The 25,047-nt window shown below is 70.4% G+C and carries 22 protein-coding genes and 1 tRNA gene; 10 read left to right on the forward strand and 13 right to left on the reverse strand.

What is annotated here, in order from left to right; translation table 11 throughout:
• Positions 1–749 precede the first annotated feature (749 nt).
• Positions 750–1,010 (reverse strand): cell division protein CrgA, encoded by a 261-nt coding sequence (gene crgA / locus ACMA1D_RS08395; protein ID WP_414723224.1) that lies wholly within the window; start codon positions 1,008–1,010, stop codon positions 750–752.
• A 144-nt stretch (positions 1,011–1,154) separates the two neighbouring features.
• On the opposite strand from crgA, the gene ACMA1D_RS08400 reads away from it, so the two are divergent.
• From ACMA1D_RS08400 to ACMA1D_RS08420, 5 genes are all read left to right on the forward strand, one after another.
• Positions 1,155–1,925, forward strand: coding sequence for a DUF881 domain-containing protein (locus ACMA1D_RS08400; RefSeq protein ID WP_414723225.1), 771 nt, complete (start codon positions 1,155–1,157; stop codon positions 1,923–1,925).
• 434 nt (positions 1,926–2,359) lie between these two features.
• Positions 2,360–2,518 carry a hypothetical protein gene (locus tag ACMA1D_RS08405; protein ID WP_414723226.1) on the forward strand — a complete coding sequence of 53 codons (159 nt, stop codon included), beginning with the start codon at positions 2,360–2,362 and terminating at the stop codon, positions 2,516–2,518.
• A gap of 46 nt (positions 2,519–2,564) precedes the next feature.
• Positions 2,565–3,221 carry an aminodeoxychorismate/anthranilate synthase component II gene (locus ACMA1D_RS08410; protein ID WP_414723227.1) on the forward strand — a complete coding sequence of 219 codons (657 nt, stop codon included), beginning with the start codon at positions 2,565–2,567 and terminating at the stop codon, positions 3,219–3,221.
• Entirely contained in the window at positions 3,218–4,831 is a 1,614-nt protein-coding gene (locus ACMA1D_RS08415) for a class E sortase (protein ID WP_414723228.1), read from the forward strand. The genes ACMA1D_RS08410 and ACMA1D_RS08415 overlap by 4 nt, the downstream gene beginning before the upstream one ends.
• An 87-nt stretch (positions 4,832–4,918) precedes the next feature.
• A complete protein-coding gene (locus ACMA1D_RS08420; RefSeq protein WP_414723229.1) occupies positions 4,919–5,656 on the forward strand; it encodes a class E sortase in 738 nt (245 codons plus the stop codon).
• A gap of 618 nt (positions 5,657–6,274) precedes the next feature.
• Here ACMA1D_RS08420 and pknB read toward each other — a convergent pair.
• The 6 genes from pknB to ACMA1D_RS08450 form a co-directional block, all read right to left on the reverse strand.
• On the reverse strand, positions 6,275–8,338 hold the full coding sequence (gene pknB / locus ACMA1D_RS08425) for a Stk1 family PASTA domain-containing Ser/Thr kinase (RefSeq protein ID WP_414723230.1): 2,064 nt from the start codon (positions 8,336–8,338) through the stop codon (positions 6,275–6,277).
• Between the two features lie 170 nt (positions 8,339–8,508).
• Entirely contained in the window at positions 8,509–9,975 is a 1,467-nt protein-coding gene (locus ACMA1D_RS08430; protein ID WP_414723231.1) for a peptidoglycan D,D-transpeptidase FtsI family protein, read from the reverse strand.
• Entirely contained in the window at positions 9,972–11,387 is a 1,416-nt protein-coding gene (locus ACMA1D_RS08435; RefSeq protein WP_414723232.1) for an FtsW/RodA/SpoVE family cell cycle protein, read from the reverse strand. Before ACMA1D_RS08435 ends, ACMA1D_RS08430 begins: the two co-directional genes overlap by 4 nt.
• Before the next feature lie 21 nt (positions 11,388–11,408).
• The gene (locus ACMA1D_RS08440) at positions 11,409–12,989 is read right to left on the reverse strand and encodes a Stp1/IreP family PP2C-type Ser/Thr phosphatase (protein WP_414723326.1); all 1,581 of its coding nucleotides are present in this window, start codon (positions 12,987–12,989) and stop codon (positions 11,409–11,411) included.
• 66 nt (positions 12,990–13,055) lie between these two features.
• A complete protein-coding gene (locus ACMA1D_RS08445) occupies positions 13,056–13,574 on the reverse strand; it encodes an FHA domain-containing protein (RefSeq protein WP_414723233.1) in 519 nt (172 codons plus the stop codon).
• Between the two features lie 10 nt (positions 13,575–13,584).
• Complete coding sequence (locus ACMA1D_RS08450; protein ID WP_414723234.1) at positions 13,585–14,451, reverse strand: FhaA domain-containing protein; 867 nt, start codon at positions 14,449–14,451, stop codon at positions 13,585–13,587.
• 386 nt (positions 14,452–14,837) lie between these two features.
• On the opposite strand from ACMA1D_RS08450, the gene ACMA1D_RS08455 reads away from it, so the two are divergent.
• Positions 14,838–14,921: transfer RNA gene (locus tag ACMA1D_RS08455), tRNA-Leu, on the forward strand.
• A 770-nt stretch (positions 14,922–15,691) separates the two neighbouring features.
• On the opposite strand, the gene ACMA1D_RS08460 is transcribed toward ACMA1D_RS08455, so the two are convergent.
• Entirely contained in the window at positions 15,692–16,342 is a 651-nt protein-coding gene (locus ACMA1D_RS08460; protein ID WP_414723235.1) for an FMN-dependent NADH-azoreductase, read from the reverse strand.
• Between the two features lie 278 nt (positions 16,343–16,620).
• Between ACMA1D_RS08460 and ACMA1D_RS08465 the strand changes: the two genes are divergently transcribed.
• The 4 genes from ACMA1D_RS08465 to ACMA1D_RS08480 all read left to right on the forward strand — a co-directional run bounded on the left by ACMA1D_RS08465 (position 16,621) and on the right by ACMA1D_RS08480 (position 20,953).
• Entirely contained in the window at positions 16,621–16,983 is a 363-nt protein-coding gene (locus ACMA1D_RS08465; RefSeq protein WP_414723236.1) for a winged helix-turn-helix transcriptional regulator, read from the forward strand.
• Between the two features lie 409 nt (positions 16,984–17,392).
• A complete protein-coding gene (locus ACMA1D_RS08470; protein ID WP_414723237.1) occupies positions 17,393–19,279 on the forward strand; it encodes a DUF2252 domain-containing protein in 1,887 nt (628 codons plus the stop codon).
• Between the two features lie 49 nt (positions 19,280–19,328).
• Positions 19,329–20,174, forward strand: coding sequence for a hypothetical protein (locus tag ACMA1D_RS08475; RefSeq protein ID WP_414723238.1), 846 nt, complete (start codon positions 19,329–19,331; stop codon positions 20,172–20,174).
• A gap of 434 nt (positions 20,175–20,608) precedes the next feature.
• Complete coding sequence (locus tag ACMA1D_RS08480) at positions 20,609–20,953, forward strand: rhodanese-like domain-containing protein (RefSeq protein WP_414723239.1); 345 nt, start codon at positions 20,609–20,611, stop codon at positions 20,951–20,953.
• A gap of 223 nt (positions 20,954–21,176) precedes the next feature.
• Here the strand turns inward: ACMA1D_RS08480 and ACMA1D_RS08485 are convergent, their stop codons facing one another.
• The 5 genes from ACMA1D_RS08485 to paaA are packed head-to-tail and all read right to left on the reverse strand — an operon-like array spanning position 21,177 to position 24,892.
• Positions 21,177–22,370, reverse strand: a complete 1,194-nt coding sequence (locus ACMA1D_RS08485) for a 2Fe-2S iron-sulfur cluster-binding protein (RefSeq protein ID WP_414723240.1) — start codon at positions 22,368–22,370, stop codon at positions 21,177–21,179.
• The gene (paaD, locus tag ACMA1D_RS08490) at positions 22,367–22,885 is read right to left on the reverse strand and encodes a 1,2-phenylacetyl-CoA epoxidase subunit PaaD (protein ID WP_414723241.1); all 519 of its coding nucleotides are present in this window, start codon (positions 22,883–22,885) and stop codon (positions 22,367–22,369) included. The genes ACMA1D_RS08485 and paaD overlap by 4 nt, the downstream gene beginning before the upstream one ends.
• Positions 22,879–23,595, reverse strand: coding sequence for a 1,2-phenylacetyl-CoA epoxidase subunit PaaC (gene paaC / locus ACMA1D_RS08495; RefSeq protein WP_414723242.1), 717 nt, complete (start codon positions 23,593–23,595; stop codon positions 22,879–22,881). Before paaC ends, paaD begins: the two co-directional genes overlap by 7 nt.
• Entirely contained in the window at positions 23,592–23,879 is a 288-nt protein-coding gene (gene paaB / locus ACMA1D_RS08500; RefSeq protein ID WP_349992180.1) for a 1,2-phenylacetyl-CoA epoxidase subunit PaaB, read from the reverse strand. The genes paaC and paaB overlap by 4 nt, the downstream gene beginning before the upstream one ends.
• A complete protein-coding gene (gene paaA / locus ACMA1D_RS08505; RefSeq protein WP_414723243.1) occupies positions 23,876–24,892 on the reverse strand; it encodes a 1,2-phenylacetyl-CoA epoxidase subunit PaaA in 1,017 nt (338 codons plus the stop codon). The genes paaB and paaA overlap by 4 nt, the downstream gene beginning before the upstream one ends.
• Positions 24,893–25,047: the final 155 nt, after the last annotated feature.

Genomic DNA, 25,047 nt, shown 5'->3' on the forward strand with positions numbered 1-25,047 from the left:
CGCCATGCACAGGGCCAGCACGCACGGCCGTCCGGCAGGGCCGGGAGGGTCGAAGAGTGACCTGAACGTAATAGTTGTCCACAGCGGTGTGCGGGCCCTGTGGGAACATCGGCCCTCGTCCATGTGGTAGGGCGTTTCCGCAGGCAGGAGCGGTGCCAGCGGGTGATGGCAGGGAGTGAAACCAGTAACACCGGCGTCAACCTGGCGGAGGTTATCCACAGATCTTCGTAAGTTTTCCCCACTGTGGATCGCTCTGTGGATAACTCAGGTCAGAGCTTGCCGAGCCTCGGCCGAGACGCTACCGGCAGCACCGTCGGCGCCCCCGCTCCACTGGCTCCCGTCAGGCCGTACGGCCAGGTCAGCGCTGATTCGCCGCTGCCTGGAAGCCGCACCGATGCCGCCTGCCGGACACCTCACCGCGGCGCGTCCGCCCGGTCCCGCACCGAGATTCTGCCGCACTGCCCTACCGCTGCCACCCGCCCGCGCCCTCACCCGGGAGCCGTACGGCCCGCGGGCGTACGAACGCTACGCCGACCACTTCCGGCGATGCGTCCGTACGAGCCGTACCCCTCCTGTCGGAGCAACCCCCGACACGGCACCGCCCCGTCCCGATCCGGCGCGAGGACAACAGGGCGCGGGGCGCGGGGGCACCACGAAACCGCGCCGGTCGGCCGGACGGCCGCGGCGGCAGATGTGACCGCGGAGGCGCCGCGGCCCGCGGCCGGGTCAGGGTCGGCTCGCGCGTGCGGCTACTTCCACTGGGTGGAGACGACGAACCCCGCGGCGATGAAGCCGAAGCCGACGACGATGTTCCAGTTGTCGATCGATGCGATGGGCATGTCGCCTGAGGTCACGTAGAAGAGCACGATCCAGGCCAGACCGATGAGGAACATCGCCAGCATCAGCGGTGCGATCCAACTACGCCCGCTGTTCAACTTTATGGCCGTGGTCTGCTGCTTCGCCGACTGCGGCGTGTAATCGTCCTTCTTGCGGATACGTGACTTCGGCACGAGGAACTCTCCTGTCGATGCGCTGCGTGACCGCGCGGAAACCAATGTGACGGGCCCCCGGGAGCACTGAGCAGGGAGCACTTCCTTTCTCCCGGGCGTCCGTTAGCGTAGTGCTTCCGCGGCGTCGAGAGAGATAAGGGTACGTTGAGTAATTCAGCCGACTCCTCTGGGCCGACCCCTCGGCGCATCGCCTTTCGCCCGATTCGGTTGCTGACGATCGCCATCTTCGCGCTCGCCGGGCTCATCTTCTGGATCAGCTTCAACACCGCCAAGGGCACCAACATCCGCAGCGACGAATCCATGTTGCGGCTCTCCGACCTCATCCAGGCGCGCAGTGACAAGAACGCCGGGTTGGACGAGAAGACCGCGGACATGCGCTCGGAGGTGGACGCGCTGCTGCACCGGGACGACGACCGCAGCGCGGCCGACGAACGCCGGCTGCGCACCCTGGAGCGTTCGGCCGGCACCCAGAAGCTGACCGGTAGCGGGGTCACCGTCACCCTCACCGACGCCCCGCCCAACGCCACCCCGCTGGTCTCCGGCGTCCCCGACCCGCAACCCAACGACCTGGTCATCCACCAACAGGACCTCCAGGCCGTGGTCAACGCCCTGTGGCAGGGCGGGGCCCGCGGCATCAAGGTGATGGACCAGCGGCTGATCTCCACCAGCGCCGTGCGCTGCGTCGGCAACACGCTCATCCTCCAGGGCCGTGTCTACTCCCCGCCGTACAAGGTGACCGCGGTCGGCGACGTCGACGCGCTGCGCGACGCGCTCAAGGAGTCCCCGGCGATCCAGAACTACCAGGAGTACGTGAAGGCGTACGGCCTCGGCTGGAAGGTCGACGAGCACGACTCGACCACGCTGCCCGGCTACTCCGGCACGATCGACCTGCACCACGCCCGGCCCGTCGACTGACGCGACGACCGGCGGGCGACGGGCGACGGGCGATAGCGACGACCGACGAGCAGCAGGCGACGGGCGACGACCGGCACGACCGGCGGGCGACTGCCTGCGATCGGGGCTCCGTCGGGCGTGCCTCCCGGTTGTATGCGAGGCGCCGTCCACTTGCATACAAGTCGCTGGGCGTTGCATACGACAGACGGCCCGCCCGTATACAACGCTCCGTTGCGCATACAACCCGCCCTCGCCTTGTATGCAACCCGGGCCAGGATGCATACAACCCGACCGCGGGCGCATATAAGTCGCATACAAGCCGTGGCGGCGGGGCCGTGGTGGGATGGGGCGGCATGTCGTCCTGTGGTGTGACTCGCCCCGGCCGCTGGGCTCGGCCCCGTACCCTGGTTCCGCAAACGGACTCGTCCATCGGCTCATCGGCAAGTAGGGACAGCATGTACGGCTGGATCTGGCGGCATCTGCCGGGCAATGCGTGGGTGCGGGCACTGATCTCACTGCTGCTCGTGCTCGGCGTCGTCTACCTGCTCTTTCAGTACATCTTTCCGTGGGCGGAGCCACTGCTGCCGTTCAACGACGTGACGGTCAACGAGTGACCGCGCTGACGGCAGGCATCGATACGGCAGGAACGGCAGGCAACCGATGACCGCGCGCATTCTCGTCGTGGACAACTACGACAGCTTCGTGTTCAACATCGTTCAGTACCTCTACCAACTCGACGCCACCTGCGAGGTGCTGCGCAACGACGAGGTGGCCCCGGCCCACGCCGACGACGGCTTCGACGGGGTCCTGCTCTCGCCCGGGCCCGGTACGCCGGAGCAGGCCGGTGTCTGCGTGGACATGGTGCGGCACTGCGCGAGCGCGGGCACCCCGGTGTTCGGCGTCTGCCTGGGCATGCAGTCGATGGCCGTCGCGTACGGCGGGGTCGTCGGGCGCGCCCCCGAACTGCTGCACGGCAAGACGTCGCCGGTGCACCACCTCGGCGTCGGTGTCTTCAGTGACCTGCCGTCGCCGTTCACCGCGACCCGCTACCACTCGCTGTCCGTCGCGAACGACACGGTCCCCGCCGAGCTTGAGGTCACTGCGTGGACCGAGGCCCCGGAAGCGCCGACGGGGCGCATCGTGATGGGGCTGCGGCACCGGGAACTGCCCGTCGAAGGGGTGCAGTTCCACCCCGAGTCGGTGCTCACGGAGTGGGGGCACCTGATGCTGGCGAACTGGCTGACCCGGTGCGGCGACGCCGGCGCGGTGGCCCGAGCGACGGGCCTGGCACCGGTGGTCGGCAAGGCCGGGGCGTGACCCCACCGCGCCCCGAGCGCGCGGGCGGCACACCGGGCGTCGCCCCCGGCGTCGGGGAGCAGCCGGCAGCCCAGCCGCCCAACGACGAGACGGTGGGGCTCCGCATCGCCGACCTGGAGCGCCGCGGTGCCCCCGGCCCCGGGCCGATGCCGCCGCTGGCCGACGTGGAGACGATGGCCCTCCCGCAGGTCGTGGAGCCGCTCCCGCGGCCGGGAGGGCCGGGGCGGCCCGGCCGGCGGCCAAGCCGGCGTACGGGCGAACAGCCGGCCGGCGGATCGGGCCTGCACACGGGCGTGGGTACGCCGCCAACCGGCCCGGCCCGGACGCCCCAGCCGGGCCCCTCGCCCCAGCCAGCGCCATCCCCCCGGCCAGGCTCATCGCCGCAGCCGGGCCAGCCGGCGAGGTCAGACCCCCCGGCCCGGGATGCCCCCCTCGACTTATCGCTGCCGCCCGAGCAGCCGGCCCCACCCGCAGTCGGCCGGGCCACGGGGACCCGTACGACGGGCGGCGAGAGCCCGTACGCGCCCGGCAGTGCGCACGCGCCCGGCGGCGACCGCCCCCACCCGACCGACAGCATCCGCACCCACGCGCCCGAGGGCGGCGGCGCTCACCCACCGGTCAGCGACCGCCCGCACGCGCCCGGCGGCAGCGGCCCGTACCCGCCCAACAGCAACCATCCACCCACAACCGACGCCGACGCCCCGTCCGCCCGGGCCGACAACAGCAGCGCACCGCACGCGGCGGGTGCCGGGCCGGCGCCCGGCGGGCGGGCGGAGCGCCGTCGGGCCGCGCGCAAGGGGGCCGGTCGTGGTGGTCGAAGGGCCGCGCCGAGCCAGCGCACCACGTCCGCGCAGCCCGCGGCGGGCGCCGCCGTCGACCGGCCCGGCGCCCCGCTCAGCAGGGTGGCGGCGCGGCGGGCCGAGCGGGCGCGCCGGCCCAGCATCGGCACCCGGGTCAGCCGGGGGCTGGGGGAGCTGTTCATCACCATCGGCGTGCTGATGCTGCTGTTCGTGGCGTATCAGCTCTGGTGGACCAACATCATCGCGCACCAACTGGCCAACGAGGAGCGCGAGAAATTACAGAAGCAGTGGGCCCAGGGCGACTCCCGGGCGCCCGGCGACTTCGAGCCGGGCAAGGGCTTCGCGATCATGTACATCCCCAAGTTGGACGTGGTGGTGCCGGTGGCCGAGGGCATCGACAAGCACCGGGTACTGGACCGCGGCATGGTCGGCCACTACGGCACCGGCTCCCTCAAGACCGCCATGCCGTCGGACAAGAAGGGCAACTTCGCGGTCGCCGGTCACCGCAACACCCACGGCGAGCCGTTCCGCTACATCAACCAACTGCGCCCGGGCGACCCGATCGTGGTCGAGACGCAGGACGCGTACTACACGTACGAAATGACCGGGATTCTCCCGCAGACCTCGCCGTCGAACACGGGGGTCATCGGTCCCGTGCCGACCGGCTCCGGATTCGCCGGGCCGGGGCGATATCTGACGATGACGACCTGCACGCCGGAATTCACCAGTAAGTATCGAATGATCGTGTGGGGCAAGATGGTTGAAGAACGCCCCCGCTCCCAGGGCAAACCGGACCCGCTGGTGCAATGACAGGCCGCGGGCCCGCCGTGCGGCGCGGGCCGGGCCGAGGTGTGCGGACACCAGGCGGCTAAACCACAGGGAACGAGGTACGACGCGGTGGTACGGACCGACGATGACGAGCGGAGCGAACCGGGCGCCACGGCCGTCGCGCCGCCGCGGGTGAACCGTACCCGGAGCCGGATCGCGACCGCCGTCGGCGTCTTCGGCGAACTGCTGATCACGGTGGGCGTGCTGATGGCGCTGTTCGTCGTCTACTCGCTGTGGTGGACCAACATCATCGCCGACCGGGAGGCGAAGAAGCAGAGCAACAAGGTGCGCGAGAACTGGGCCACCGGCCCCGGCCGGCTCGACACCAAGGACGGCATCGGCTTCCTGCACGCACCGGCCCTCAAGGAGGGCGAAATACTGGTCAAGGAGGGCACCGCGACCAAGACCCTCAACGACGGGGTCGCCGGCTACTACACCAAGCCCGTGAAGTCCGCGATGCCGTGGGACAAGCGGGGCAACTTCTCGCTCGCGGCGCACCGTGACGGGCACGGTGCGAAGTTCCACAACATCGACAAGCTGGACGAGGGCGATCCGGTCGTCTTCGAGACCCGTGACGTCTGGTACGTCTACCGGGTCTACGCCAAACTGCCGGAGACCTCCAAGTTCAACGTGGACGTGCTCGACGCGATCCCCAAGGAGTCGGGCAAGAAGCGGCCCGGGCGCTACATCACCCTCTCGACCTGCACTCCCGTCTACACCTCCCGCCACCGCTACATCGTCTGGGCAGAGCTGGAGCGCACCGAGAAGGTCGACGCGGACCGCACCAAGCCCAAGGAACTGCGCTGAGCGCCCGCGCTCCGGGGTTGCTCGCCCCGTAACCCCGCGCCGCGCCGCTGAACGCGCCGTCAGCGCCCCTCTGCGCCCCGGCGGGCTCCGTAACGCCCAAGGGGGCCCGGAGGCCCGCCGAAGCCCAGCTACGCCGCCACAGGGCCCGCAGAACCGACCCCGGCCGGCTCTCCCCCGACTACCTCACCCCCGACTACCTCACCCCCGACTACCTCACCCCGGCTGCCCCCCGCTCCACCTGCCCCGCCCCACCTGCCCCGCTCCACCTTCGCCGCCCGCCGGCCCTCATCCACTCAGTCACTCATCTGCTCACCCACTCCCCGACTGCCCGGCACCCCGCGCAGCGACGTGTGCGGCTTGCATACAACCCGCACACCTTCGGGTATGCCGTACGCGGACCACGTAACCGTCGTGTACGGACCGTATGCGACTCGTATACAACCTGCATCCGGGCCGCACGGCCCCGAGACACGGCGAACGGCCCGCCGTACGCGCTGTGCTGCGCGTACGACGGGCCGTCCGTCTGCCGTGTTCATCTGCCGTGTTCACCTGTCGTGCGGCGCCGGGGCGCCGAGCCACGGGGGTCAGCCGAGTGGTCGGCCGGGGCTCAGTCGGCCATCAGCCGAACCAACCCCCGTCACCGCCGTCACCGCCGCCACCAGGGCCGCCGCCCCCGGGGCCGTTGCCCCCGCCGGGGTTGCCGCCACCGCCGAAGGTGGTCAGGTTGATCGCGGTGTCCTTCGGCACCTGGCTGCCGGCCCCGGGGTCGCTGAAGACGACGATGGCGTCGTCGTTCTGCGGTCCGGTGATGCTGCCGACGCGCAGGCCAAGGCCGGCCAGCGTGGCGCGGGCCGCGCTCAGCTTCTGCTGGCTGAGGGCGGGCACCTGCACCGGCTTGTCGGTCTCCTGGTCGCCGCCGTCGTCGCCGCCGTCACCCTCGTCGCCGCCGTCGTCCGCGGGCGCCTTGGCGATGGTCAGCGTGACCACGGACTCCGGGACCACCGGGGTGCCGCCGGTCGGGGTCTGGCTGATGACCGTGCCCACCGGCTTGTCCGCGACCTCCTGCTCCTGCGTCTCGACCTTGAGCCCCTGGCCGGTCAGCAGTTGCTTGGCCTCGTCGGCGGACTTGCCGAGCACGTCCAGGACGGTGACCTGTGCCTTCTTCTTGGCCACGGTCAGCGTGACCTCGCTGCCCTTGCGGACCTTGGTGCCGCCGTCCGGGCTCTGGCTGAGCACCTTGCCGGGCTCCTGGTCGGACTCGGACTCCTGGACGGTGACCGTGAACTCCTTCTCTTCAAGGAGTTTCTTGGCGTTGTCCACCTGCTTCTCGGTGACGTCGGGCACCTCGACCTTGGTGACCGCGAGGCCCTTGGACAGGAAGACCGTGACGGTGCCGTTCCGCTTCACCTCGGCGTCCGGGGCGAACTCGGGGGTCTGCTCGCACACCGTGTCCTTGGGTTCCTTGCAGAACTTCGGGTCCCCCTCCTCGATCTGGAAGTCGCCGTTCTCGGCGGTCCGCTTGGCCTCGTCGAGGGTCTTGCCGACCAGGTTCGGCACGTCGACCATGTCGTCGTTCCGGTCGTTGCCGAACAGCGACTTGCCGATGAAGATCGCGCCCACCAGCACCAGGATCGCCGCGAGCACCAGCAGGACCGTCGAGGTGTGGTTCTTCTTCTCGCCGCGGTGCCGGTCGGGCCGCTCGTCGTAGCCGAAGCCGCCGTCGTCGTCCCTGGCCGGCGGCAGCATCGTGGTCTGCGCCGCGGCGTCCTGCGGCCTGAGCATGGCCGTCGGCTGGTCGTCGCCGTAACCCACCGCGCCGAGCGCGGCCGTCGCGGCGACCGGCTGCCCGTCGAGCGCCGCCTCGATGTCGGCCCGCATCTCGTCCGCCGACTGGTAGCGGTAGTCCGGGTCCTTCACCAGCGCCCGCAGCACGATCGCGTCCATCTCGGGCGTGATCTCCGGGTCGTACGCGCTCGGCGGCTGCGGCTCCTCCCGGACGTGCTGGTAGGCGACGGCCACCGGCGAGTCACCGACGAACGGGGGCCGTACCGTGAGGAGTTCGTACAACAGGCAGCCGGTGGAGTACAGGTCGCTGCGCGCGTCCACCTGTTCGCCCTTGGCCTGCTCGGGCGAGAGGTACTGGGCGGTGCCGATCACGGCCGCGGTCTGCGTCATCGTCATGCCGGACTCGCCCATCGCACGGGCGATGCCGAAGTCCATCACCTTGACCTGGCCGGTGCGCGTCAACATGACGTTCGCCGGCTTGATGTCGCGGTGGACGATCTGGTTGCGGTGCGAGTACTCCAGCGCCTGGAGGATGCCGACGGTCATCTCCATCGACCGCTCAGGCAGCAACTTGCGCCCGGAGTGCAGCAGTTCGCGGAGGGTCGAGCCGTCCACGTACTCCATCACGATGTACGGGATCGAGACGCCGTCGACGTAGTCCTCGCCGGTGTCATAGACCGCGACGATCGCGGGATGGTTGAGCGAGGCGGCCGACTGGGCCTCACGGCGGAACCGGGCCTGGAACGACGGGTCGCGCGCGAGGTCGACCCGTAGCGTCTTCACAGCGACGGTGCGGCCCAGGCGCGTGTCATGGGCGAGGTAGACCTCCGCCATGCCACCACGGCCGAGCACCGAGCCCAGCTCGTACCGGCCGCCGAGGCGACGCGGCTCTTCCATAGCTTCTCCAGCCCTCTCCGTCATTCCCGACCGCACCGGTGTGGGGGCCCGGCGGTGTGCTGCTCGGCATACCGTACCCGGCGAGTCTCACGGGTCCTGGCCTCCACCGTGACCTGATATCCGACCGGTATCGCCCTGTGCAGAGATCCGGATCATCGAGGTGGCCTGGGTCACTTTTCGCTGTCGAGTACCGCCTTCATGACGGCCTTGGCGATCGGTGCCGCGAGCCCGCCACCGGAAATGTCGTCGCGGGCGGCCTCCGAGTCCTCGACCACCACGGCGACCGCCACCGGCGAGCCGTCCTCGCCCTTGGCGTAGGAGATGAACCAGGCGTACGGGTTCTTGCTGTTGGACACGCCGTGCTGGGCGGTACCTGTCTTGCCGCCGACGGTGACGCCGGGGATGCGGGCGTTGGTTCCCGTTCCCTTGGAGACCACGTTCTCCATGATCTCCTGGAGCTTGTGCGCCGTCTCCGAGGAGACGGGGCGCGACATCTCCTCGGGCTTGGTCTGCTCGACCACGTTCAGGTTGGGCGCGCGCAGCTTGTCCACCATGTACGGCTTCATCAGCTTGCCGTCGTTGGCGATGGCCGCGGTGACCATGGCCATCTGGAGCGGGGTGGCACGGTTGCTGGCCTGGCCGATGCCGGCCATCGCGTTCTGCGGCCGGTTGTCCTCCGGGTACACGCTCGCGTCGGCGCGCACCGGCATGAAGATCTCTTCGTTGAAGCCGAACTTCTCGGCCTGCTCGATCATCTTCTCGTTGCCGAGGTCATCGCTGATCTTGCCGAAGACGGTGTTGCAGGAGACCTGGAGCGCCAGCTTGAGCGAGGCGTCCTTGCACGGGATGGGCCCCTCGTTCCGCAGCGGCTGCCCGGTGGTCTGCGGCAGCTTCCACGGCAGCGGCGACTTCGTCGGCTCGTCGACACTGTCGTACAGGCCGTTCTCCAGCGCCGCGGCGGCGGTGACGACCTTGAAGGTGGAACCCGGCGGGTAGGTCTGGCGCAGCGTCCGGTTGAGCATCGGGGTGTTCTTGTTCTCCTTGTCCCCGAGCCGCTTCCACTGCTCCTCGTCCGCCTTGGAACCGCCGGCGATGGTGGACGGGTCGTAGCTCGGCGTGGAGGCCAGGGCCAGCACCTTGCCGGTACGCGGGTCGAGCGCGGCGACCGCGCCCTTCTTGTCACCGAGACCGCGGAAGGCGGCCTCCTGGGCCTTCGTGTTCAGGGTGGTGATCACATCGCCACCCTTCTTGCTCTTGCCCGTGATCATGTCGAGCGTGCGGTTGAAGAACAGCCGGTCGTCGTCCCCGGTGAGGATGCCGTCGTGGATGTTCTCCAACTGCGTGGAGCCGTAGACCTGCGAGGCGTAGCCGGTGACCGGCGCCCACATCTCGCCGTTGGTGTACGTCCGCTTGTACTTGAAGTCGGTCCCGTTGGTCTCCTTGGAACCGGTGATGGCCTTGCCGTCCACGATGATGTTGCCGCGCGGCTGGCTGTAGCGGGCGATCTCCACCCGACGGTTGTGCTTGTGGTCGGCGAGTTCGTCGGCCTGGACGAACTGGATCCAGTTGTCGCGCACCAGCAGGGCCAGCACCAGCAGCCCACAGAAGATCGCGATCCGGCGCAGGGGCTTGTTCACGGTCGGACCACCTGGGTCATCTCGGCGTCAGGAGAGGGTGCGGGGGCCGGCGCCGGCCGGCGGGCGGTGTCGCTGATCTTGATCAGAATGGCGATCAGCGCCCAGTTGGCCATCACGGACGAACCACCGGCCGCCAGGAACGGCATGGTCATACCGGTCAGCGGGATGAGCCCCATCACACCGCCGGCGACGACGAAGATCTGGATGCCGAAGGCCGCCGACAGGCCGATGGCCAGCAACTTCCCGAACGGGTCGCGGGCGGCCAGCGCCGTACGTACGCCACGCTCCACGATCAACCCGTACAGCAGCAGGATGCCCATCGTGCCGGCCAACCCGAGCTCCTCGCCGACGGTCGCCAGGATGAAGTCGGAGTTGGCGGCGAAGCCGATCAGGTCGGAATTGCCCTGCCCCAGGCCGGTGCCCATCACGCCGCCGGAACCGAACGCCATCAGCGCCTGCGCGATCTGCTCGGTGCCCTGACCGGTGTCGTACACCGCGAACGGGTCGAGCCAGGCGTCCACACGCTGCTGCACGTGCGGCTCGAAGGTGGCCACGCCGACCGCGCCGAACGCCGACATCAACAGGCCGAAGACGATCCAACTCGTCCGCTCGGTCGCCACGTACAGCATCACCACGAACATGCCGAAGAACAGCAGCGAGGTACCGAGGTCGGTCTCGAAGACCAGGATCAGGATGCTCATCGCCCAGACCACCAGGATCGGCCCGAGGTCACGGCCACGCGGCAGGTAGAGCCCCATGAAACGGCGGCTGGCCAGCGCCAACGCATCCCGTTTGACCATCAGATAGCCCGCGAAGAACACCGCGATCACGATCTTGGCGAACTCGGCCGGCTGGATGGAGAACCCGGCCACCGTCACCCAGATCCGGGCACCGAACTTCGCCGGGAAGAACACCGGCATGACCAGCAGGACCAGCGCGCCGGCCATCGAGATGTAGGTGTACCGCTGGAGGATGCGGTGGTCCTTGAGCAGCATGAGCACGGCCACGAAGAACGCCACACCCATCGCCGAGTACATGAGCTGGTTCGGCGCCGACGCCTGATACACGAAGCCCTGCCGCTCGGCGGTGCGCGCCAGCCGCTCCGACTGGTCGAGCCGCCAGATCAGCACCAGACCGAGCCCGTTGAGCAAGGTCGCCAGCGGCAGCAGCAGCGGGTCGGCGTACGGGGCGAACTTGCGCACCACGAGGTGGCCGACGGCGGCCAGCAGCCCGAGCCCGAGCCCGTAACTGAGCATGCCGGACGGCATCTCGTCGCTCAGCGCGAGACCCACGTTGGCGTACGCGAAAACCGGGATGACCACCGCGAAGGCGAGCATCGCGAGCTCGGTGTTGCGGCGGCTCGGCGGCCCGGCCGTGCTGATCGTGGTGGTACTGGTGGTGCTGCTGCTCATTACTGGCGGCCCCCTACCGCTTCACTGCTGGGTGCCGCCGCACTCGTCGGCCAGTTCCCGCTCCGCCGCGGACAGCGAGGGGCCTGGCGTCGGGGTGGGTGACGGTGTCGTCTTGTCGGCGCGCGATTCCTGGCCGTCGGTCTTGTCGGCCTGGGCGCCCGCACCGTTGCCGGCGTCGCCCTTGTCCTTGCCCAGCGGGTCCTGCTGCTTGTCCTCGGCCTGCTTGCGCTCGTCCTCCGCGCGCTTGCGCTCCTGGTCGGCGCGCTTTTGCTGGTCGAGCTTCTGGCAGGTGCCGGCGAGCAGCCCCAACTGCCTGGCCTTCTTGCGGGCCTGGCCGAGGTCGCTCATCGCGATCGTGTCCTCGACCCGGCTGCGCTGGTCTATGGGCAGGTACTTGAGCTGGACGTCACGGTAGTCCTCGTGCACCTCGTTCAGGCTGATCCAGGCCAGGTCCTGGCTGATGCCCTGGTAGATCGCGACGTGGTCGCCGTTGGCCCCCACGTAGTACTGGTTCTGCGTCCAGCGGTAACCGCCGTACAGACCGCCGCCGACCACGGCCAGCGCCAGCGCGATGTACAGCGAACGCTTGCCCCACTTGCCGCGACCGCCCTTGGCCGGGGCCTCGCCGTCGTCCCCGTAACCGCCGAAACCGCCGTCGACGGGCCGGCCGATCGCCGGATCGCCACTGCCCGGCGGGCCGAAGCCACCGGGCTCGTCGCCGGTGGCCTGGGAGGGCACGGGCTTGCGGCCGAGTTCGGCGGCGCGCCCCGCAGGGGTCTGCGCGGCGCCGCCGTCGCCCAACTGCACCTGGTTCTCGGCGACCGCGCCGACGATGACCGGGGTGTCGTTGAGCTGGGCCGCGGCCAGCCCGTCGCCGCCGTCCACGTCGAGGACGTCGGCGACGATGCAGGTGATGTTGTCGGGGCCGCCGCCGCGCAGCGCGAGCTGGATCAGCTCCTGCACGGTCTCCTGCGGCCCCTGGTAGCTGGCCAGGGTCTCTTCGAGGGTCTGGTGGCTGACCACGCCGGACAGCCCGTCCGAGCAGATCAGGTACCGGTCGCCGGCCCGCACCTCGCGGATCGACAGGTCGGGCTCGACGTGGTCACCGCTGCCCAGGGCCCGCATCAGCAGCGACCGCTGCGGGTGCGTGGTCGCCTCCTCCTCGGTGATCCGCCCCTCGTCCACCAGCCGCTGCACCCAGGTGTGGTCCTGGGTGATCTGGGTGAGGACGCCGTCGCGCAACAGGTACGCGCGGGAGTCGCCGACGTGCACCAGACCGAGCCGCTGCCCGGTCCACAGCAGCGCCGTCAGCGTGGTGCCCATGCCTTCGAGCTGCGGGTCCTCCTCGACCATCATGCGGAGCTGGTCGTTGGCCCGCTGGAGGGCGTTGCCCAGCGAGGTGAGGATGTCGGAGCCGGGCACGTCGTCGTCGAGCTGGACGAGCGTGGAGATCACTTCCGAGCTGGCGACCTCGCCGGCCGCCTGCCCGCCCATGCCGTCGGCGATCGCAAGCAGCCGGGGCCCGGCATAGCCGGAGTCCTCGTTCCCCTCCCGGATCATGCCCTTGTGCGATCCGGCGGCGAAACGCAGCGACAGACTCATGCGCACCTCGCCCGTCGGCTCCGGGTACATCCGCACGGTGCCCACCCTCCGGTCGTCATGTTCCTACTACTTCCGCAGCTCGATGACGGTCTTGCCGATACGAATCGGCGCACCGAGCGGAATCGGCGTCGGCGTGGTGAGCCGGGCCCGGTCGAGATACGTCCCGTTCGTGGATCCGAGATCCTCGACGATCCACTGCCCGTCACGGTCCGGGTAGATCCTGGCATGCCTGCTGGAGGCGTAGTCGTCGTCCAGCACAATCGTCGAGTCGTGGGCCCGACCGAGGGAGATCGTCTGCCCCTGGAGGGCGACGGTGGTGCCGGTGAGGGTGCCCTCGGTCACCACCAGCTTGGTGGGGGCGCCGCGCCGCTGCCGGCCGCCCCCCCGGCCGCTGGGCTGTTGCCGCTGCTGCTGTGGCGGGGCCGCCTGCTGCCGCGGCGCCCGGTCACTGCCGCGCCGCGACCCGCGCTGGGTCACCCGCGTACCGAACAGATCGCTGCGGATGACCTGTACGGCCACGATGACGAACAGCCACAGTACGGCGAGGAAACCCAACCGCATGACCGTGAGGGTCAGCTCTGACATTGCCCCCGCTTCACCCTTCGGCTTGCCGGTAAACGATGGTGGTGCTGCCCACGACGACGCGGGAGCCGTCGCGGAGCGTAGCGCGCGTGGTGTGCTGCCCGTCTACCACGATGCCGTTGGTCGATCCCAGATCCTGGATCGTCGAGGGCGTGCCGACCCGGATCTCGCAATGCCGACGCGAGACGCCCGGATCATCGATCCGCACGTCAGCGTCCGTACTGCGGCCCAGCACCAGAGTGGGCCGAGAAATTTGATGACGGTTGCCGTTGATCTCGATCCAGCGCCGCGTCTGCGCACCGGAGTGCGGCCCGGCCCCCGGCTGACCGGCACGTGCACCGGACGGCGGGGCGCTGGGCATGGGCGGCGGAGCACCGGGCGGCGGGCCGGGGTGGCCGCCGTGCGGCGGCACCGCGCGCAGCCCTGGACCCTGCCCGGGCGGCGGGCCCTGCGGCGCGCCACCGGCCGGGCCCGGAGCCGCTCCCGGCTGCGGGCTCTGGCTCTGGCTCCCGGCGAGGGTACGGCTGCGCACCCGGTACAGCCCGGTGTCGAGGTCCTCGGCCTGCTCCAGGTGCACCTTGATGGTGCCCATGAAGGTGTAGCGCTGCTGCTTGGCGTAGTCGCGGACCATGCCGGACAGCTCGTCGCCGAGCTGTCCCGAGTACGGGCTGAGCCGCTCGTAGTCCGGCTTGCTCAGCTCGACGATGAAGTCATTGGGGACGACGGTGCGGTCGCGGTTCCAGATGGTGGCGTTGTTGTCGCACTCGCGCTGGAGCGCGCCCGCGATCTCGACCGGCTGGACCTCGGACTTGAACACCTTGGCGAAGGTGCCGTTCACGAGACCTTCGAGACGCTGCTCGAAGCGCTTCAGTACTCCCACGGGGCACCTCCTTCCTCAGTCTTCCTCGGTCGTGTCGTCTTGATACTGCTTACTGATCGTATCCACGCGTCGGGAAATCGGCTGGTTCCCCTTCCTGGTCCGGTGCGAGGAGTGTCACTCCCTCACAGCGGAGCGTCCCCCGTCTTCGGGGATCGTAGATGTGCTCCAGAACCAGTGTCCCGCAACCGGCGGGCTCCCCTCACCGGTCGGACGGTGTCTTGGCCGGCGGGCCCGGCGGCAATGGATGTGAGGCCACCCCGACCAGCGTGCTAATCTTCTGGATGTCGGAAGGCGCCCCCACCGAAAAGCGGATGGATCTCTCCCGGTCGATTTTGATCGGAAGGATCGCACCCCATAAGGTGAGGAAGTCACACGACGACACCCATGCGCGGGTGGCGGAATAGGCAGACGCGCTGGATTCAGGTTCCAGTGCCCGAAAGGGCGTGGGGGTTCAACTCCCCCCTCGCGCACAAGAAGCAAGAGACCCCCTGTCAATCAGGGGGTCTCTTGCTTTTGTCGCGCTTTCTCGCGGCTTCCGGCCGGCCGCCGTGCGTTTCCGCGGAGGGTTCCTGGGGGCCGTCGAACCGGCGGCGTTGCTCAGTGCTGCTCAGTGCTGCCGTCCGCCCCACGGCGCCGCTCCCGCAAGGGAATCGGCAGCGGTTCGGCAGCCGGGCGCAGCGCGTTCCGATAGGTGCCGGGGGCTGTTCTCCGGTCCGACCGTTGGACGGTTTCCCGCGGCCGGGCGGTGCGGATCGGTGCGGATCGACGCCGGGCGCAGGGCGCGCGTAGAGGCCGAGAGACGACGGACGTTGGCCGAAATTACGAGCGTGTCACCGGCCGGAGGCGGCGACGTCGCCCCGCCGGCCGGCCAGGGGCCGGCTGGGGCCGGATGCTCGCGGGGGCGACAAGGGCGCGTACGGGCCTGTACGCGGGCGTAGTTGGCCGGTCGCGCGGGCGCAGGTGCGCGCGCTTGGTGAGCGGGGGCGGCCGGGCGGGCTGGGCGGGGGTGAGCCGGGGTGAGCTGCAAGCGGCGGGCCGCGGCCGGGGTGGGCTGAGACCGGCGGGCTGCGGCGGGGCAACCGGGGGCCGGAGCGGCCGGAGCGGTGCAGCGTAGGCGGGGGCCGGGGGTGCCTGGGTTGCCGGGGGCGTACGGGGCCGGTGATCGGCCCGGGTTGCCGGCTGGTGGTGCGCGGCGCGTACGCCCCCGACGGGTGGTGGTCGGCGATCCCCGGCGGGCTGCTCAGCCGGCGGCGCGGGCGGCCAGGAGCTTGGCCTTGCTGGCGGCGTCCTCGTGGGCCTTGGCGCGGGAGGCGTCGGACTTCTCCACGAGGTCGGCCATCGCCGGGTTGGAGCGGGCGAGGGTCAGCTCGGGGACGATGAAGTCGACCTCAAGGCCGAGCATGCCGGTCAGCACCTTCTCCAGGTAGTTCTGCACGAACTCGAAGCTTTCGCGCGGGGTGCCCGGTGCGTACGAGCCGCCGCGGCTGGCCACCACGGTGACCGGAGTGCCGGCGGCGGAGGGCGCTTCGCCCGCCGTGCGGCCCACGATGATCACCTGGTCGAGCCAGGTCTTCAGGGTGGAGGGGATCGTGAAGTTGTACATCGGGGCGCCTATGAGCACCGCGTCCGCCTGCTCCAACTCCTCGGCGAGCGCCACCCGCACGGCAAAGGCGGCCTGCTGTTCGGGGCTGTGGTCCGCGGGGTCGGAGAAGCCGGCGGACGCGGCGACGGCATCGATGTGCGGCAGCGGATCGGCGGCCAGGTCGCGGTAGATGACGGTGCCGTCCGGGTGCTCGGCCTCCCACGCCTTGCGGAAGCTGGCGGCCACGTCACGGGAGGCGGAGCCCTCCAGCGGGAAGAGGGACGAGTCGAGGTGCAGCAGGGTGGGCATTTCGGCCTCCGGGTTCGTCCTGCACGACGGTGCAGGGGATGGGCGTGGGGTGCGGGACGCACCCGTGTGGGGAGCTGGGTGGAGATTCAGCGATATGGAGAAGTGGTGGTTTAGGTGGTGGTGCGAGTTATGCGGGTGGACGGGGTGCGAGGGCGGGGAGGGGCGGCGAAAGGCGGCGCCGCACGGCTCGACCGGACCAAGCTTCCGTACGTACCTAGTAATAACACAGCAGCTTACTTTTTTGCAGCTACGAACGGGACGGGCGGTACGCTGTGGACATGACGGATGGCGCGGAAGTGGGCTGTAGGCAGGCGGACGCCGGCGTGACGCGCGTCTTCGAGCTCTTCGGCAAACGCTGGACGGGTCTGATCGTGGCCACGCTGATGAGCGGTGGCGCCCACTTCGCCGAGCTGCGCCGGGCCATCCCCGGGATCAGCGAACGCATGCTGTCCGACCGGCTCACGGAGTTGGCCGCGGTCGGCCTGGTCGCCCGCGAGGTGGACGAGGGCCCGCCGCTGCGCGTCTTCTACCGGCTGACCGAGGGCGGCGAGGCCATCGAGCCCGCGCTGCGGGAACTCGGCCGCTGGGCCGAGACGTACCTTCCCGACGGCGGCGAGTGTCCACAGCGCTTTCGCGCGTAGGCGCGCGGGGGCGCGGGGTGAGGGACTGCGGGAGCGTAGGGGTACGGGGCGCGGGGGGTGCTGCGTTCGGGGCGGCCCGTGGGTGGCCCGGGGCGGGGGCCTGTCGGCAGACGGCCGACTCGTCCGGCAGGTAGTGCGCCGCGTGGTCGGTGGCGCGGGCAGCCGTCCGCTTCCTCCGGGCTGGGGGCGGGGCTTGACCGTTATGGCGGTGGCCTGTGGAGGACGGCCCATCCGGGACGTTCGGCCTGGTCAGCGGCGAGCGAGGAGGTTCGTCGAGCCCGTTGGAAACTTGTTGCACGTTGCAACGGCATGAGGTTATCCACAGGCTCACACCGATCTGGCCCCTTGTCTGTACGGTTCATCCACACGCACCGAAGCCCGGTGCGGATCGGGGCTGGGAGGTCGAACCATGGCTGCTGACAGCGAGGCCGCCGCCGAGGTGGTCAACGACGTGGCGCTGGAAGCGGCTGCCGGGGAGACGGTGGGCGCTGCGATGGCGAACGACGCGTCCGTACGGACGGTGCTCGGTGGCCAGCAGCCGGCGGACGGCAGGGGAGGGCGGCGGTCGGATCGGCCGGCAGCCGACGCAGCCGCCACAGGCGTCACATCGGCCGCTCCCGCGCCGGGCGGGGCCGCGGTGGATGTGGCTGCCGCGCCGGCGACCGCAGGGCGCACAGCCCCCGCCCAGGCGCCGGCAGGAGCCCAACAGCAGCAGACCGGCCAGGCCCGACGGCAGCAGGCCGGCCAGGGCGGTGCCGACCGGGCGCGCGTGCCCCAGGTGCCGGGCTTCGCCCGACGCGACGGCTCGGGGCCCGGCAAGCGCGAGGGGAAGGCGCTCCGCGAGCGGACACCGCGCGAGCTGCACGGCCGGCTCGACCTCGACCCCCAGCGGCCCGACGCGGTCACCGCGGTGCGCGAGTCCAACGCCGGCCGGCTACCGGACCTGGTGCCCATCCGCGTCGGCCGCATGGCGGCCTCCCCCTTCGCGTTCCTGCGGGGCGCGGCCGGCCTGATGGCCCACGACCTCGCGGCCGGACCGGTCACCGGCGTGGGCGCGCAGATCTGCGGCGACGCGCACGCGGCGAACTTCGGGCTGTACGGGGACGCGCGCGGGCGCCTGGTCATCGACCTCAACGACTTCGACGAGACCGTGTACGGACCGTGGGAGTGGGACCTGAAGCGGCTCGCCACCTCGCTCGTCCTGGCGGGCCGGGAGGCCGGCGCTGACGAGGACACCTGCCGTACGGCGGCCCGGGACGCGGCGGGCGCCTACCGCCGCACGATGCGACTGCTGGCCAAGCTCCCGACGGCCGAGGCGTGGAACGCCATCGCCGACGAGGAACTCGTCTCGCACACCGACGCCCGGGACCTGCTCGGCACCCTGGAACGGGTGTCGGCCAAGGCACGGCGCAACACCAGCGCCAGGTTCGCGGCCCGGGCGACCGAGCGGACACCGGACGGCGGCCGGCGCTTCGTGGCCGCGCCACCGGTCCTGCGCCCGGTGACGGACGCCGAGGCCGCGACGGTGGCCCTGGCCCTCGGCGACTACCTGCACACCCTGCCGGCCGACCGGCTGCCCCTGCTGGCCAGGTACGCCGTGCACGACGTGGCCTTCCGTGTGGTGGGCACCGGCAGCGTCGGCACCCGCTCGTACGTGGTGCTGCTGCTCGACCACCGCGGAGAGCCGCTGATCCTCCAGGTGAAGGAGGCCAGACCGTCCGCGCTGCTCCCGCATGTGAGCAAGGTCTCCCTGGACCCGCGCTGGAGCCCCGCGTACGCACCGACTGCTGCGGAGAGCGTCTCCGCCGTCGACAGCGACTCCGTCGCCCGTGCCGAGGCCGTGCTCGACGCCACGACGGGCGGCGCTGGGACGGGCACCGTGGCTGGTGCGGCGGCCGGCGAACCGCTGGTGAGCACGTCGCACGAGGGCCGGCGCGTGGTCCTCGGCCAGAAGCAGATACAGGTGGTCAGCGACCAACTACTGGGCTGGACGACGGTGGACGGGCGGCCCTACCAGGTGCGGCAGTTCCGCAACCGCAAGGGAAGCGTGGACCCGGCGGCGCTGGCCGCCGAGCAACTCGACGACTACGGCCGGATGACGGGCGCCCTGCTGGCCCGGGCCCACTCGCACAGCGCGGACCCGCGCGTCATCGGCGGCTACTGCGGCAAGGGAGAAGAACTGGACGAGGCAGTGGCGCAGTACGCGGTTGGCTACGCCGACCGGACCGAGGCCGACCACGCACACCTGGTCGCCGCCGTACGGGCCGGGCAGATACCCGCCGAGCTGGGGGTGTGAACCGCGCTGCGGCGCGCTCGCCACGTCGGCCGGCCCGTAGGCTGGCCAGGTGACGAACCCCGAAGCGCAGACGAACCAGGAAGCGCGCCAGCAGCCAGCGCAGTCCGCGCCGGGAGCCCCGCCACGCCCCGAGGAACGGCTGGAGCGTGCCGTGCGGGCGGCCGAGCAGGCGTTGATCGAGTTCGAGATCGCGTTGGAGACCTTCCGGGTCGAGGTCGAGAACTTCTCCCGCCTGCACCACCAACGGCTCGGCCCCATGTACACGCGGCTGGACGAACTGGACGCACTGATCGCGGAAGCGATCGCGGCCAAGTCCGGTGATGCGGAGGACCTGCGCCGGGCCCGGGAAGCACGCGCACTGGTGCTGCCCATGCCGCAGGTGGAGGAACTGTTCCAGGGCTGGATGGACTCCGACGGCATCTCGGACGAGGCCCAGGCCATGCTGACGGAACGCCCGGTCCAACCGCCGCCCCGGGTACGGCCCGGCGAGGAGGCCCGCCGCATCTTCCGCGAACTGGTTCGCAAGGCCCATCCCGACCTGGCCCGGGAAGAGGCCGAGCGGGAACGCCGGGAGGCATTCCTGGTACGGGTCAACGCCGCCTACGCGGACGGCAACGCCGAAGAGCTCCAAGCGCTGGCGGACGAGTGGGACGCGGGCCCGGCCCCCGAGCCCCAGTGGCCAAGCCGCAGCGAAGAGCTCTACGCCCGGCTGGAGTGGCTCGCGGCGCGCAAGGAACTCCTGGCGACCATGGCCGAGGAACTGGAGGCCAGCGCCATCGGCTCCATGATCAAAATGGCCCAGGACGACCCGGACGGCCTGCTCGACGAAATCGCGGAACAACTACTGGCCCAGGTAGCAGAACGCGAAGCCCGGCTGGCGGGGTTGCTGGATTAGCGGAGTGGGAGGTGGGGGCGGCACTGGGTTGGTGGGGCGGGGGCTTTGGGTGGGGTGGTATGTGCTGGTTGCTGGTTGCTGGTTGCTGGTTGCTGGTTGGGCCGGGGCGTGTGATTTGTGATTAGGGGCGGCAGTTGGTGGTTGGTGGGGAGTGCGGTGGTTCGTGGGTGCTGGTTAGGGCTGGTGGTTGGGGCGGGGCTGGTGATGGGCGGCTGGCTGCTGGTGGGGCGTGGGTGGCTGGTGGGCGGTGACATGGGCTGGGCTTGAGCGTGGTGGTGGGGGCTGGGGGCGCGTGGTGTGGGGGTTAGGCGTGGGGTGGTGGGGGTGGGGCGAGGGGGAGGGTGGGGAGGGAGGGGGGAGGGGGAAGCCCCCCCCCGAATGAGAATGCTGGGAAATCCCAGAAAGCCTGGAAATCAAAAGAACGAGGTGCCTTGATGTCATTTGCCCAACTGCCTGAGGTGGAGGCCGCGGCGGTGCCGGCCGATGGGTTCCTGTTGGATGTCCGTGAGGACGACGAATGGGCGGCCGGGCATGCCGATGGCGCGTTGCACCTGCCGATGAGCGAGCTCGTGGCCCGGTTCGGTGAGCTCACCGAGGCGGTCGCCGACGGCCGTCGGGTGCATGTCGTGTGTCGGGTCGGTGGCCGGTCCGCTCAGGTGGCGCAGTATCTGCTCGCGCAGGGGCTGGACGCGGTGAACGTGGGCGGCGGGATGCTGGCCTGGCACGCCGCTGGTCGCCCGATGGTGAGCGAGGGGGAGCACCCCGCTTCGGTGCTCTGACCTTGGGCGGCGGAAGGGGAACGGCCGGGCTCTTGGCCCGGCCGTGGTGTTGCGGTTCCCGCTGAACTTGTCGGACAGGCCCCGCACATGCTCGATCCGACCCGCGCTGCTCCCTCCGATCGCCCCACCTGGCCCGTACGCCTCCTATGTCGTGCCAGGGGCGCACAGCCGAGCACCGGAGTAGGGCACGGTCGGCGGTCGGAGCAGCCAGAGGTCGGAGCGGTCAGCGGTCGAAGTCGAGTTCCACTCGTTCGCTGACGGGGTGGGATTGGCAGGCCAGTACGTACCCCGCGTCCAACTCTTCCGCTTCCAGCGCGAAGTTGCGCTCCATGTGGACCTCGCCGGTGACCAGGAAGGCGCGGCAGGTGCCGCAGACGCCGCCCTTGCACGCGTACGGGGCGTCGGCGCGGTTGCGGAGCACCGTTTCGAGGAGTGATTCCGTCTCGCGCACCGGCCAACTGCCCGACCGGCCGTCGAGGGTGATGGTGACCGTGCTGTGTGCGGGCGCGACGCTGCTGCGCGTCGGTGCGGAGTCGTCGGCCACGTGGAAGATTTCCTGGTGGACCCGGGCGCGGGGGACGTTCAGCTCCTGGAGTGCGGCGTCGGCGGCCCGGACGAGGCCGTACGGGCCGCACAGGAACCAGCCGTCGACGGCTTCCACCGGGACCAGCGCCGGCAGCAGGGTGGTGAGCCGTTCCCGGTCCAGGCGTCCGGAGTCCAGGCCGACCTGTTGCTCTTCGCGTGAGAGCGCGTGGATGAGCTGGAACCGGTCCGGATAGCGGTCTTTGAGGTCGGCGACCTCTTCGAGGAACATCGTGGAGGCGGCGGTGCGGTCGCTGCGCAGCAGGCAGAAGCGGGCGTCCGGCCGGTTCGCCAGCAGGGTGGCGGCGATGGAGAGCACCGGGGTGATGCCGCTGCCACCGACGACGGCCGCGTAGTGCCCGCCGCGCTGCGGGTGCCGCACCGTTTCTTCAGCTTTTCCAGCCTCTTCAGCCGTTTGACCAGCGGCTGCTTCGGCTGCTTCTCCGTGGGCGCGCTCGCTGTCGCTTCCGGGCTCGGTCGTGGGGGCGACGTCGAGCACGAAGCGGCCGGTCGGGGCCATCACCTCCACCTCGTCGCCCACGGCGAGCTCCTTGAGCGCGTACGTGGAGAAGTCGCCGCCCTCGACCAGCCGTACGCCGATGCGCAGGCTGGTCGGCCCGGCCGGGTCTGTGACCGGGGAGCAGATCGAGTAGGTGCGGCGTATCTCGGTGTTGCGGGTGAAGCGGCGCAGTGCGATGTGCTGGCCGGGGGTGTAGCGGTAGTGGTCGCGCAGTTCGGGCGGTACGGCGAAGGTGATGGCCACGGCGTCGTCGGTGAGCCGGTCGGTGGCCGTCACGCGCAACCGGTGGAAGGCGCTGTGACGGGCCGAGCTCATGACAACTCCTTGAAGTGGTCGAAGGGTTCGAGGCAGCTTTCGCAGCGGCGGAGTGCCTTGCACGCCGTGGAGGAGAACCTGCTGAGCAGGCTGGTGCTGGTGGAGCCGCAGTGCGGGCAGCGGATCGCCAGGTCAACGGCTATCGGGCCGGCTGCTGCCGGGCCGGTGGGTCGCGGTGGGGCGATGCCGAACTCTTGGAGTTTGCGCCGGCCGTCGGGGCTGATGGCGTCGGTGGTCCAGGGCGGTGAGAGCACCGTGTGCACGGCGACTTCGGGTATGCCGCGTTGATGCAGCACCCGTTCGATGTCGGCGGCCATGGTCTCGATGGCGGGGCAGCCGGTGTAGGTCGGTGTGAGTTCCACCTCGACCTTGCCCGGGCCCGTCATGCGGAGTGAGCGCAGTACGCCGAGTTCGGCGAGGCTGAGGACGGGCAGCTCAGGGTCGGGGACGGAGCCGGCGGCCTGGCGCAGCTCGCGTTCCAGTGGGGTTTCCGTAAGGGGGCTCGGTGTCACCATGTCGCCCCCGGGTGGCTGCGGTGCAGGTGCTGCATCTCGGCGAGCATGCGGCCGAAGGGTTCGGTGTGGACGCCCTGGCGGCCGGCTCCTGCGGCCCACGATCCCTGTTGGGGGCCGGTCGGCAGGGTGAGCGTGGCCCGTCGTACGACGCTGGTGATGCGCTCCGTCCAGCGCTCGCGCAGGGTGGCCCAGTCCACGTCGAGGCCCTCGACCGGCTCGAATGCCTCTCCGGTGTGGCGCCACAGCTCGTCCAGGGCCTGTTGCATCCGCTGGTGGCTCTCGGCCGTTCCGTCGCCGAGGCGCAGGGTCCACTGTTCGGCGTGGTCGCGGTGGTAGTCGACTTCCTTGACCGCCTTGGCCGCGAGTTCGGCGAACGGGCCGGCGCCCTGTGTGAGTTCCTCGTAGAGCAGTCGTTGGTAGCCGGAGAAGTAGAGCTGGCGGGCGATGGTGTGGGCGAAGTCGCCGCGGGGTTGTTCCACGAGCTGGAGGTTGCGGAACGCGCGCTCTTCACGCAGGTAGGCCAGTTCGTCCTCGTCGCCGACGAGGGAGAGGAGGACGCGGGCCTGGCCGAGCAGGTCGAGTGCGATGTTGGCGAGGGCCAGTTCCTCTTCGAGCACGGGGGCGTGGCCGGCCCACTCTCCCAGCCGGTGCGAGAGGACCAGGGCGTCGTCTCCGAGGGCCAGGGCCGCGCTGGTGGGTACGGGGTTCACAGGTGCCGCACCCCCTCGGGGATGTCGTAGAACGTGGGGTGGCGGTACGGCTTGTCGGCCGCCGGCTCGAAGAAGGGGTCCTTCTCGTCCGGGGACGACGCGGTGATCTCGGCGGAGGGCACGACCCAGATGGACACCCCTTCCGAGCGGCGGGTGTACAGGTCGCGGGCGTTGCGCAGGGCCATGGCGGCGTCCGGTGCGTGCAGGCTGCCGGCGTGGGTGTGGCTGAGCCCGCGCCTGCTGCGTACGAAGACCTCCCACAGGGGCCAGTCCGCCGTGCTCATGCGATGTCCTCTTCTCGTACGTCCGGTGCGTGCGCCGCGCCCGGGGCGCCGGCCGTGGTGGGCTGGTGCTTGGTGGCGTAGGCGGCGGCGGCTTCGCGCACCCAGGCGCCTTCTTCGTGGGCCGTGCGGCGTTGGTTGACCCGCTGGGCGTTGCACGGGCCGTTGCCGCGCAGGACCTCGCGGAACTCGTCCCAGTCGATGGCGCCGAAGGCGTAGTGTCCGCGCTCTTCGTCCCAGGTCAGGTCGGGGTCGGGCAGGGTGAGACCGAGCGATTCGGCTTGTGGGACGCAGATGTCGACGAAGCGCTGCCGCAGTTCGTCGTTGGAGTGGCGTTTGATGCGCCAGGCCATGGACTGGGCGGAGTGCGCCGACTCGCCGTCCGGTGGTCCGAACATCATCAGGGACGGCCACCACCAGCGGTTGACGGCGTCCTGGGCCATGGCGTGCTGGGCCTTGGTGCCCTGGCTGAGGGCGAGGAGGAGTTCGTACCCCTGGCGCTGGTGGAAGGACTCCTCCTTGCAGATGCGGACCATCGCGCGCGCGTAGGGGCCGTAGGAGCAGCGGCACAGTGGCACCTGGTTGGTGATGGCGGCGCCGTCCACGAGCCAGCCGATCGCGCCGACGTCGGCCCAGGTCAGGGTGGGGTAGTTGAAGATCGACGAGTACTTCTGGCGGCCGGTGTGGAGGCGGTCGAGGAGTTCGTCGCGGCCGGTGCCCAGGGTTTCTGCGGCGCTGTAGAGATAGAGGCCGTGGCCTGCTTCGTCCTGGACCTTGGCCATCAGGATGGCCTTGCGGCGGAGTGAGGGCGCGCGGGTGATCCAGTTCGCCTCGGGCTGCATGCCGATGATCTCGGAGTGGGCGTGCTGGGCGATCTGCCGCACCAGTGAGGCGCGGTAGGCGTCCGGCATCCAGTCGCGCGGCTCGATGCGCTCCTCGGCGGCGACTGCCTCGTTGAAGCGCGCTTCGTGGGCCGCGTCGTCTTGTGTGCCGGCGTCCGGCGCCATCGTCGTCATGTCATGTCTCCTCGCCACCGACCCGCAGGTCGTCGAGACCTTGTCGGGCTGCTGGGCGTCGCGAGCCGTGTCGCGAACCCAGCAGCCGACCGACCGATCGTTCGGTTCGATGGTCTCTGGTGCCTCAAGCGGTGTCAAGGCTGTGGATAACTGGC

The organism is Streptomyces sp. 796.1 (genome assembly GCF_047525675.1).
Taxonomy (GTDB): Bacteria; Actinomycetota; Actinomycetes; order Streptomycetales; family Streptomycetaceae; genus Streptomyces.